This is a genomic window from Streptomyces sp. G7(2002), assembly GCF_028870195.1.
Taxonomy (GTDB): Bacteria; Actinomycetota; Actinomycetes; order Streptomycetales; family Streptomycetaceae; genus Streptomyces; species Streptomyces nigrescens.
Window position 1 is genome coordinate 835248 of sequence record NZ_CP102609.1, and the last position, 12190, is coordinate 847437.

1 protein-coding gene is annotated in these 12190 nt (G+C 73.7%); it reads right to left on the bottom strand.

The window, feature by feature from the left end; translation table 11 throughout:
* Nucleotides 1-49: 49 nt before the first annotated feature.
* Nucleotides 50-11962, bottom strand: coding sequence for a type I polyketide synthase (locus NUT86_RS03385; RefSeq protein WP_274733299.1), 11913 nt, complete (start codon nt 11960-11962; stop codon nt 50-52).
* Nucleotides 11963-12190: the final 228 nt, after the last annotated feature.

Sequence of the window (12190 nt, forward strand, 5' to 3'; positions counted from 1 at the left end):
CTCCATCATTCCGGCTTCGTCAGGTGGGGGTGCGTCGTGGCGGCGGTGCTCAGCCGTCCGCTGCGCCGAACGCGAGGCGCACGAGGTCGTCGACTTCCATGCTCTCGATGGCGTCCGGTGCGGGGGCGGAGTCGACGCCGCCCTCGCGGACGGTGCCGGTCGTCGTCGGCTGTGCCAGCGCCAGCAGGTCATCGAGCAGTCCGGCCGCCCGCAGGCGTTCGAGGGGGATGGCGGCCAGGGCCTCACGTACCGCTGCGTCGTCCTCCGGTGCGGCGGCTTGCCCCGCGGGATGACCGGGGGCGAGCTCCGCGCACAGGTGGTCGGCGAGGGCCAGCGGCGTGGGGTGGTCGAAGACGAGCGTGGCGGGCAGCAGGGCTCCGGTCGCGGTACCGAGCCGGTTGCGCAGCTCCACCGCGGTCAGCGAGTCGAAGCCGAGGTCCTTGAACGACTGCTGGTCACCGACCTCGGCCGCGGAGGCATGACCGAGTACGGCAGCGACCTGGGTGCACACCACGTCGAGCACGGCATGGTGCGCCTCGTCGCGGTTCAGGGTGGCGAGCGTGCGGGTCAGTGTTTCGGCGGAGCCCGTTCCGGCCGGTGCCGCCGGAGCCGCGGCCGCCGTCCGGCGAGGTGCGGTCGGCAGGAGGCCGCTCAGCAGCGGTGGTACGGGCCCGCCCGAGCCCAGGGCGCGGCGGTCGACCAGCATCGGCAGCAGGGCCGCCTCGGGCCGGCCGAGCGCCGCGTCGTGGAGGGCGAGCCCGCGGTCGGGGGGCAGTGCGGGCAGGCCCGCGCGTGCCATGCGGTGCAGATCGGCTTCGGTGAGTCCGCTGGTCATGCCCGTCGTCCGGGACCACGGCCCCCAGGCGAGCGAGGTGGCGGGCAGCCCGGCGGCCCGGCGCCCGGCGGCGAAAGTGTCACAAAAGGCGTTGGCGGCGGCGTAGTTGGCCTGGCCGGGAGCGCCGAACACACCGGCGGTCGAGGAGAAGACGAGGAACGCCGCCAGGTCCTCGTCACGGGTGAGCTCATGCAGATGGACCGTCGCATCGGCCTTGGGGCGCAGGACCGCGGACAGCCGCTGCGGGGTGAGCGAGGTGACTACGGTGTCGTCGAGTACGCCTGCGGTGTGCACGACGGCGGTGAGGGGGTGCTGCTTGGGTACCGAATCCAGCAGCCCGCTCAGCGCCTCGCGGTCGGACACATCGCACGCCGCGACCTCGACCTCGGCACCCAGACCCGTCAGCTCCTCCACCAGGGCGTCCACGCCGGGAGCCTGCGGGCCCCGACGACTGGCCAACAGGAGATGGCGTATGCCGTGCTCGGCGACCAGATGCCGGGCCACCAGCGCACCCAGACCACCCGTCCCGCCAGTGATCAGTACCGTTCCGGCCGGATCGAGCGCAACCGGCATCGTCAGTACGACCTTGCCGATGTGCTTGGCCTGGCTGAGGTGGCGGAAGGCCTCAGGAGCCCGCCGCACGTCCCACGCGGTCACCGGCAACGGCTTCAGCACACCTTGGTCGAACAGCTCACGGACCTGCGCGAACATCTCCCGGATCCGGTCCGGACCGGCCTCGATCAGATCGAAGGCCTGGTAGCGGACGCCCTCGTGCTCGGCGGCCACCTGCTCCGGCTCACGGATGTCGGTCTTGCCCATCTCCAGGAAACGGCCGCCCCGGGGCAGCAGTCGCAGCGAGGCGTCGACGAACTCCTTTGCCAGGGAGTCCAGTACCAGATCCACACCACGGCCACCGGTCGCCTCGAGGAACGACCGCTCGAAGTCCAGATCACGCGAGGAAGCGATACGCGCCTCGCCCAGACCCAGTTCCCGCAAGGTGTCCCACTTCCCCGGGCTCGCGGTGCCGAAGACCTCTGCACCCAAGTGGCGCGCCACCTGCACGGCGGCCATGCCCACACCACCCGCGGCGGCATGCACGAGGACCGACTCGCCGGCCTGGAGGTCACCGAGCTCGGCCAGTGCGTAGTACGCCGTCAGGAAGACCACCGGAGCGGACGCCGCCTGCGCGAAGGACCAGCCCTCCGGAACCCGTACCAGCATCCGCTCATCAGCCACCGCCACCGGACCGAACGCGGACGGGAACAACCCCATCACCCGGTCCCCCGGGGCGAACCCGAGGACATCGGGGCCCGTCTCGGTGACCACCCCCGCACCCTCCAGACCGAAGGCCCCCGCATCTCCCGGGTACATGCCGAGAACGTTCAGCACATCGCGGAAGTTCACCCCGGCCGCCCGCACCGCGATGCGCACTTCGCCCCGTCCCAGCGGTCGTGCGGCGTCGTCGTGGGGCATGAGCGTGAGGTGATCGAGAGTGCCCTTGCCGGTCATGCCGAGGCGCCAGCAGGTGCCGTCGGCGGGCTCGCGCAACGCGGTGCCGGCGTGGACCGGGGCGACCTTCGGCAGATGCACGGTGCCGCCGCGGACGGCGAATTGGGGCTCGTGGGTGGCCAGCGCGGCGGGCAGCGCGGCGTACGAGGTGTCCTGGCCGTCGAGGTCGGCGAGGACGAACCGGCCGGGGTGCTCGGACTGCGCCGAGCGCACCAGCCCCCAGATGGGGGCGGCGGCAGGATCGTGGTGGGTGGTGCCGGGGGCGTCGACGGCTGCCCGGGTGACGAAGACGAGGCGGGCGGTGGCGGGCGGGTCCGTCAGCCACCGCTGGACCAGTGCGAGTGCGCCGGTCGCCGCCTCGTGCGGGTCGGCGGCGGGGAGTTCCACGAGGACGGTGCCGGCGGTCTCGTGGAGATCGGCCGGACCGGTCAGCCGGGTCACGGTGTGGCCCGCGCCCTCCAGGCCGGCGGCGAGGGCCTCGCTGTCCAGGACGAGGAGGCGGGCCGGCTCCTCGGGCGGCGTCGTGGGCAGAGGGGCCACGGGCCAGTCAAGGTGGTAGAGGGGATCGGAGGGCCGGGCGGAGAGCGCGATCCGGTCGGTGGACATCTCGCGCAGCGTCAGTGCCTCGATGTCGGCGACGGGCCGGCCTTCCGCGTCGGCGAGGGTGAGGGCCACGGTGCCGGGTGCGGACAGGTCGCAGCGGACCCGCAGCTGCTTCGCCCCGGTGGCGTGGAGCCGCACTCCGCGCCAGGAAAAGGGCAGTCGTCCGCTCTCGGTGTCCTCCGTCGGCAGGAATGCGGACGCGTGCAGAGCGGCGTCGAGCAGCGCCGGGTGGAGCGCGAAGCGGTCCGCGTCCTGGTGTGCGGGCTGGGGCAGGGTCACCTCGGCGAGTACCTGGTCGCCGTGGCGCCAGGCGGCACGCAGTCCTTGGAAGAGCGGTCCGTAGTCGAACCCGCCCGCGCTCAGTCGCTCATAGAGGTCCTCGACCGGGAGGGGCTCGGAGCCGACGGGCGGCCATGCCGACAGGGCTGGTGCCGTGGGCTCCGGGTGGGCGGCGGAGAGGGTACCGGTGGCGTGCAGCGTCCAGGGCTCTCCGGGGGCCGGGTCGACGTGGCGGGCATGGACGGTGAACGGCCGGCGGCCCTGGCCGTCGTCGGCGCCGAGGACCGCCTGCAGGTCCATCGTGTCCCGCTCGGGGAGGATGAGAGGGCTGACCAGGGTGAGGTCCTCGACGTGGGGGCAGTCGGCCCGGTCGCCCGCCAGGAGCGCGAGTTCGAGGAAGGCCGTGCCGGGGACGACGGCGGTGCCCGCGAGGGCGTGGTCGGCGAGCCACGGCTGGTCGCGTACCGAAAGCCGGCTGGTGAACAGGCGGCTGCCGTCGGCGAGTTCGACGGCCGCGCTCAGCAGCGGGTGGCCGGCCGGGCTGATTCCCGCGGTGGCGAGGGCGCGCGGGGTCGGCCAGTAGCGCTGCCGCTGGAAGGGGTAGGTGGGCAGGTCGGTGACGGCCGGGCGTCCGGGGCGGGCGTTGGCGACGGCGGACCAGTCGAGGTCCGCGCCGTGGACATGGGCGCGGGCGAGGCCGTCCAGCAGCGAGCGGGACTCGGACGTCCGGTCGCGGAGCAGCGGGATGACGGCCGTGCCGGTGGAGTCGGGGGGCAGGCAGCCGGCGGCCATGGCGGAGAGGGTGCCGTCGGGGCCGAGTTCGACATAGCGCTGTACGCCCTGCTCGGCGAGTCCGCGGATGCCGTCGTGGAAACGGACGGCGCCCCGCACCTGGCGCACCCAGTAGTCGGGGAGGTCCAGTTCGGTGGCGACCTCGCCGGTCAGGTTGGACACCACGGGGATGCGCGGCTCGTGGTAGGTGAGCGCCTCGGCGACCGTGCGGAACGCGGCGAGCATCGGGTCCATGTGCGGTGAGTGGAAGGCATGGCTGACCCGGAGCTGTTTGGTCCGGCGGCCGTCGGCGGCCAGCCGTTCGGCGATCCGGGTCACCGCGGGACGGTCGCCGGAGATCACCACGGAGTCGGGGCCGTTGACGGCGGCGATGCACACCTGCTGACCGAGTCCGTCGAGCAGCGGCAGCACCTCGGCCTCCGTCGCCTGGAGCGCGACCATGGCGCCGGTCTCCGGGAGCTCCTGCATGAGCCGGCCGCGGGCGGCGACCAGGGCACAGGCGTCGGGCAGGGAGAACACCCCGGCGATCTGCGCGGCGGTCACCTCGCCGATGGAATGGCCCAGCAGGTAGTCGGCGCGCAGGCCGGTGCTTTCCACGAGGCGGTGGAGGGCGGTCTCCATGGCGAAGAGCGCGGGCTGGGTGTACTCCGTGCGGTGGAGCAGACCGTCGGGGTCGTGGAACATGACGTCGCGCAACGGACGGTCGAGAGGGTCGGCGAAGTGCTCGCAGACCTCGTCGAGGGCCTGGGCGAACACCGGGAAGCCCTCGTACAACTCCCTTCCCATTCCGGCCCGTTGTGCGCCCTGCCCGGTGAACAGGAAGGCGGTGGATGCGCCGGGACGGACCACGCCGTGGGCGGCTCCGGTGGCCGGCTCCTCGCCGGAGGCCAGTCCGTCCAGGGCGGACAGCAGGGTGGCACGGTCGGTGCCGTGGGCGACCGCGCGGTGCTCGAAGGAGGCGCGGGTGGTGGCCAGGGCGTGGCCGACGGCTGCGACGGGCAGGTCCTCGTGGCGTTCGGCGTGTGTGTGCAGGGCCGTGGCCAGGGCGCGGAGCGCCTCGGGGCTGCGGGCGGACAGCGGCCATACGACCGGCAGCGGGGTGGCGTCGGCGGCGTCCTGTGTGTCCGGCTGCGTGCCGTCCGCCGGTTCGGCGGGCTCGGACGGTTCGGCGGGCTCGGCCGGTTCCGGGGCGGCCGGTTCGAGTTCCGGGGTGGCCTGTTCGAGGATGAGGTGCGCGTTGGTGCCGCTGAAGCCGAAGGAGGAGACCCCGGCTCTGCGGGGGCGCCCGTGATCGGGCCACGGGAGGGGGGCGGCCAGCAGTTCCACGGCGCCTTCGGCCCAGTCCACGTGGGACGAGGGCGCATCGATGTGCAGCGTCCGCGGCAGCAGGCCGTGGCGCATGGCCTGCACCATTTTGATCACTCCGGCCACACCGGACGCGGCCTGGGTGTGCCCGATGTTGGACTTCACCGACCCGAGCCGGAGCGGCCGGTCCGCGGGGCGCTCCTGGCCGTAGGTGGCGAGGAGCGCCTGTGCCTCGATCGGGTCGCCGAGGGTGGTGCCGGTGCCATGTGCTTCGACGGCGTCGACCTCACCGGCCGTGAGCCGGGCGTCGGCGAGCGCCGCCCTGATCACCCGTTGCTGGGAGGGGCCGTTGGGCGCCGTGAGGCCGTTGCTCGCACCGTCGGAGTTGATGGCGCTGCCGCGGATGACGGCCAGTACCGGGTGTCCGTTGCGCCGGGCGTCGGACAGCCGCTCGACCAGCAGCATCCCTGCACCCTCGCCCCAGCCGGTGCCATCGGCACCGTCGGCGAACGCCTTGCAGCGGCCGTCGGCGGACAGCCCGCGCTGGCGGCTGAACTCCAGGAACGCGGCAGGGGTCGACATCACCGTGACACCGCCCGCCAGGGCGAGCGAGCACTCCCCCGACTGGAGGGCGCGTACGGCCCAGTGCAGGGCGACGAGGGAGGAGGAGCATGCCGTGTCGACGGTGACGGCCGGGCCTTCGAGGCCGAAGGAGTAGGCGATCCGGCCGGAGACCACGCTCGCCGCGTTGCCCGTTCCCAGGTATCCGCCCACGACCTCGGCGGCGTTGCCCAGGACGGTGGTGTAGTCCTGCCCGTTGGTGCCGGCGTAGACGCCCGTACGGCTGCCGCGCAGGGACAGCGGGTCGATACCGGCCCGCTCGAACGCCTCCCAGCAGACCTCCAGCAGGATCCGCTGCTGCGGGTCCATGGCGAGGGCCTCGCGGGGCGAGACGCCGAAGAATCCGGCATCGAAGCGGTCGACTTCGGTGAGGAAGCCGCCCCGGCGGGTGTAGGTCGTTCCCTCGTGCTCCGGGTCGGGGTCGTACAGCGCCGCGGTGTCCCAGCCACGGTCTTCGGGGAACTCCCCGATGGCGTCGCCGCCGGCGGCCAGGAACTCCCAGAACGCGTCCGGTGTCCGGATGCCGCCCGGGAAGCGGCAGCTCATCGCCACGATGGCGACGGGCTCACCGGCTGTCGTGGCGTCGGCCCCGGCTGCGGTCAACTCCCGGTCATTGCCGAGCAGTTCGGCTATCAGGTAGGTGGCGACGGCCGAGGGCGTGGGGTGGTCGAAGACCAGGGTGGCCGGCAACCGGAGTCCGGTCCGGCGGCCGAGCGCATTGCGCAGTTCGAGGGCGGTCAGGGAGTCCAGGCCGAGGTCCTCGAAGGCCCGGTCCGCGTCGACCCGGCCCGCCGCCCTGTGGCCGAGGACGGCGGCGATCTCGGTGCGTACGAGGTCGAGGACCTGGGCGTGGCGCTCTTCCGGTGCCAGGGCGGCCAGCGCCTGGGCCGCCGAGGCCCCGGCGCCCGTGCCCGGTCCCCGCGCCGGGGCCGCGGTCCGCTTGGCGGGACGGCCGGCGAGTTCCCGGAGCAGGGGGGCGACCGCAGGGCCGCTCCTGCGGATCGCGGCGACATCGAGCGGCACCGGGACCGGTACCGCCCGGCCCTGGGACAGACAGCGGTCGAACAGGTCGAGTGCCGCCTCGGTGGACAGCGCACCGACGCCGCCCCGGTCCATCCGCCGCCGGTCCGTCTCGTCCAGGCGGGCGCTCATCTCGCTGCGCTCCGCCCACATTCCCCAGCCGACGGCGAGGGCCGGGTGGCCCTCGGCGCGGCGGCGGTGGGCGAGCGCTTCCAGGAAGGCATTGCCGGCGGCGTAGTTGCCCTGGCCGGGACCGCCGAAGGTGGCGGCCGCCGAGGAGAACAGGACGAAGGCCGAGAGATCGAGGTCCCGGGTGAGCCGGTCGAGGTTGACCGCGGCATCGGCCTTGGGGCGCAGGACGGTGGCCATCCGCTCGGGGGTGAGGGAGGAGACCACCCCGTCGTCGAGCACACCTGCGGCGTGCACGACCGCCCCCAAGGGGTGTGCTTCGGGGAGGGTCGCCAGCAGGTCGGCCAGGGCCGCGCGATCGGCGACGTCGCAGGCGGCGAGAGTCACCCGTGCGCCCAACTCACGCAATTCTGCTGCCAGTTGGACGGCACCGGGCGCGGCGTCCCCGCGTCGGCCGACGAGCAGCAGATGCCGTACGCCGTGTCCGGTCACCAGGTGTCGGGTCACGGCGGCGCCCACGGTCCCGGTGGCCCCGGTCACCAGAACGGTGCGGAACGCGTCGAAACGGGCTGCGGCTGTGGGGTGCTCGGTGGTCCGGGAGGGCTGGGGAAGCCGGGTCAGACGAGGGGCCAGGATGCGCGCGGCGCGGACGGCGAGCTGGGTCTCCCCCGACTCCACGGCCGCGCTGACCACTGCGGTGGGCAGGGCATCGCCGTCGCCGTCGGTTTCGGTGTCGGCGTCCACGTCCACGAGCAGGAAGCGGTCGGGGTTCTCCGACTGCGCCGAGCGCACCAGGCCCCATACCGCGGCGGCGGGCAGGTCCTTGACGGTCTCGTCCGGGGAGGTGGCGACGGCGCCCCGGGTGAGGAAGACCAGACGTGCGCCGGCGAGGCCTGGCAGGCGGAGCCAGGCCTGGAGCAGTGTCAGGGCGTGCACGACCGAGGTGTGGACGGCGTCAGCCGGTTCACCGGACTCGGCGGCCGGGGCCACGTCGGCGGTCCGCCAGGGGACGACGACGAGGTCGGGGGCGTCAGCGCCCTGTTCCACGGCCGTGGCGAGCGCGCTCAGTGCACCGTGGAACGTGGGTTCGTCCGCGTCGGCCCCGGCCCCTTCCGCTTCGGCCCCGACCCCTTCCGCGCCGAGGACGGCGACCCGGCAGGGCCGCTGCTGCGGGGTGGGCAGCCGCAGCCCGGTCCACTCGACGGTGAAGAGATCGTCGCGGCCGTCGGTGTCCTGCGGCGGCCCGAACTCGGTGGCGGGTACGGGCGTGACGGAGCCGAACGAGGCAACCGGTTCGCCGAGTTCGTCGGTGAGGTGGATGTCCAGACCGCCGTCGTCAGCGGGCGCGAGGCGGGCGCGCACCGATTCCGCGGCCACCGCGTGCAGCACGCAGTCGCGCCAGGACACGGCGACGGCGCCGGGGTGTCCCGCCGCCGGGAGCGCCTGGAGCACGGCGTCGAGCAGCGCCGGGTGGAGGGCGAACCGGGCCGCGTCGCCGCGGTACTCCTCGGGCAGTGCGGCCTCGGTGAACACCGTGTCGCCCTGCCGCCAGACGCTTCCCGGCCCGCCGGACGGGAGGCCGTGCGGCGCCGCGTCGTCCGCCCGCGCCGCGCGGAGGGGGGCCGTGTCGGCGGGCCGGGCGTCGGCGGGCGGCCAGGTCCGCAGGTCGTGGCCGGGAAGTGGGGGCGGCTGCGCGGTGAGCACACCGTGGGCGTGCCGGGTCCACGGAGTCTCGTCGTCCGGCCGGTCGGCGGGACGGGCGTGCACGGTGAGGGTGCGCTGCCCATCCGGTTCCCCGGCGGCGTCGAGCACCACCTGGATGTCGACGGCGGACCGCTCGGGCAGGACGAGGGGGGCGTCCACCCTGAGTTCGGCGAGGTGCTCGCAGCCGGCGACCGCGCCGAGGTGCAGGGCGAGGTCGAGGTAGGCGCTCGTGGGGAGCTGGACACGGCCGTCGGCCGCCCGGTCGGCGAGCCAGGGGTGTGCGGAGGGTGTGAGGCGTCCGGTGGAGACGACGGCGCCGCGGTCCGCCAGCGTGATGGCCGTCGGAAGCAGGGGGTGTTCGCCCTTGCGGTGCGCGGTGGCCGCCTCAGGGGCCAGCCAGTAGCGCTCGCGTTGAAAGGCGTAGGTGGGCAGGTCGACACGGTCGGCGGCGGGGAAGAGCCGGTCCCAGTCGGGGCTCGCGCCGCGGGTGTGCAGCGCGCTCAGGGCAGTGAGGACGCTGTGGGTTTCGGCCCGCTCCTTGCGCAGGGCGGGTACGAGAAGGTGGCCGGTGTCCGCGTCGAGGCAACCCTGGGCCAGGGCGGTGAGGGTGGCGTCGGGGCCGATTTCGAGGAAGCGGGTGACGCCGCGCCGCTCCAGTGCCCGGATGCCGTCCGCGAACCGTACGGCCTCTCGTACGTGCCGCACCCAGTAGTCGGCGGTCCCCAGGTCGGCGGCCGGCTCCCCGGTCACATTGGAGATGACCGGGATATTTTGCTGATGGTAGGTCACATCCTCTGCCACCGCGCGGAATTCGGCGAGCATGGGGTCCATCAGCGGGGAGTGGAAGGCATGGCTGACCCGGAGTTGTTTCGCCTTGCCGCCCTGCTGCTCGAAGTGCGGGACGAACCGGGCGAGTGCGTCCTCGTCGCCGGCCACGACGGTCATCCGGGGCCCGTTGACGGCGGCGATGCTCAGCCGTTCGCCGGCGTCGGCCAGCAGCGGCAGTACCTCGGCCTCGGCGGCCCGGAGGGAGAACATCGCGCCCCCGGGCGGCAGTTCCTGCATCAGGCGGCCGCGGGCGGCCACGAGCCGGCAGGCGTCCGGGAGCGAGAGGACACCGGCGGCGTGCGCGGCGGCCAGCTCCCCGATGGAGTGGCCGAGCAGGAAATCGGGCACGAGGCCCCAGGATTCGACGAGCCGGAAGAGTGCCACCTCGAAGGCGAACAGGGCGGGCTGGGTGAAGCCGGTCCGGTCCAGCGCGGCCGCGTCCCGCCCGAAGACGACGTCAGCGAGCGGCTGGGGCAGCTCCGGGTCGAGATGGGCGCAGATCTCGTCGAAGGCCTCCGCGAAGACGGGGAACGCCTCGCGAAGGTCACGGCCCATCCCGAGGCGCTGGGCTCCCTGGCCCGCGAAGAGGAAAGCCGTCTTGCCACGGCCGGCCGCTCCCCGGACGGCTGCGGTGTCGTCGCCCTGCGCGAACCGGGCGAGTCGCTGCAGCAGCTCCTCGCGGTTCTCACCCAGCACCACCGCGCGTTCCTCGAAGGCGGTACGGGTGGTGGCCAGCGAAGCGCCGATCTGCACGATGCCGACGGCCTCGGGCAACTCACCTGCGTGGACGAGCAGTTGATCCGCCTGCGCCCTGAGGGCCGGTTCGCTGCGGGCGGAGAGCACCCAGGGCACCACCGGGAGCGGCGCGGCGGGCCGCGGCGCCTGGCCGGGGTGTTCCACGGGCCGTTCGGGCTCCGCCGCGTCGGTGCCGGGGGCCTGCGGCGCGGTCTCGGCGGGCGGGGCCTGTTCGAGCACGGCGTGGGCGTTGGTCCCGCTGACCCCGAAGGCCGAGACCCCGGCGCGCCGTGGCCGGTCGGTCTCGGGCCAGTCGACGGCGTCGCTGAGCAGCCGGACATCGCCCTCGCTCCAGTCGACGTGGGTGGAGGGCCGCTCGGCGTGCAAGGTGCGGGGCAGCACACCCTGCCGCATCGCCTGCACCATTTTGATGACTCCGGCGACACCGGCCGCGGCCTGGGTGTGGCCGATGTTGGATTTGACCGTGCCGAGCCACAGCGGGTGGCCGGCTTCCCGTTCCTGGCCGTAGGTGGCCAGCAGCGCCTGCGCCTCGATGGGGTCGCCGAGGGTGGTGCCGGTGCCGTGCGCCTCCACGGCGTCCACGTCGGACGCGGTCAGTCCCGCGGCGGTGAGCGCCGCGCGGATGACCCGCTGCTGGGACGGTCCGTTGGGGGCGGTCAGTCCGCTGCTCGCCCCGTCCTGGTTCACGGCGGTGCCCCGTACGAGTCCGAGGATGCGACGGCCGTTGCGGCGGGCGTCGGAGAGCCGTTCGAGCAGGAGCAGGCCGGCGCCCTCGCCCCAGCCCGTGCCGTCGGAGTCGTCGGAGAAGGCCTTGCAGCGGCCGTCGGCGGACAGCCCGCGCTGGCGGCTGAACTCCAGGAAGGTGACGGGGGTGGACATCACCGTCACGCCGCCGGCGAGGGCGAGGGAGCACTCCCCCTGGCGCAGCGCGTTGCAGGCCAGATGCAGGGAGACCAGTGAGGAGGAGCAGGCGGTGTCGACGGTCACCGCCGGGCCTTCGAGGCCGAAGGTGTAGGCGATCCGGCCGGAGGCGATGCTGGCGGCGCTGCCGTTGCCGAGGTGTCCTTCGAGGCCGGCGGGCGGCTCGGTGAACCGCGAGCCGTAGTCGTTGTACATGACGCCGACGAAGACCCCGGTGGGGCTGCCCTTGAGCGTCTGCCGCCGCAGGCCTGCCCGTTCGAAGGCCTCCCAGGACGTTTCGAGGAGCAGGCGCTGCTGTGGGTCGGTCGCCAGCGCCTCGCGGGGCGACATGGCGAAGAAGTCCGGGTCGAAGTCGGCGGCGTCGTGGAGGAAGCCGCCTTCCCGGGTGTAGCAGGTGCCGGGGTGGGCGGGGTCCGGGTGGTAGAGGGAGTCCACGTGCCAGCCGCGGTCCTCCGGGAACGGCGTGATGCCGTCGGTGCCGTTGGTGACCAGCTGCCAGAGGTCCTCCGGCGAGCGCACTCCGCCGGGATAGCGGCAGCTCATGGCCACGATCGCGATGGGCTCGCGTTCGCGGGTCTCCATCTCCCGCAGACGCTTGCCGGTGCGGTGGAGATCCGCTGTCACCCGCTTCAGATAGTCGCGGAGCTTTCCCTCGCTCACAGTTCAGCTCCCTTCCCCGGACCGCTCGGCGGACCGGCGGCCTGCCGCACACCGGCGGCCGCCACGCTGGAATCCTCTATTCGCTGATCACATTCTGTGGGCGTGGATCGGCCGATCAGCGCCGTCGGCCGGTGACTCTAAGAGAACCCCTAGGACGTGCTGCGGCGGCCTCGACGGCATGCCCGGGAGCCCGCCGGCACCGGCTCAGGGTGTCCTGCGGGAAGGGGT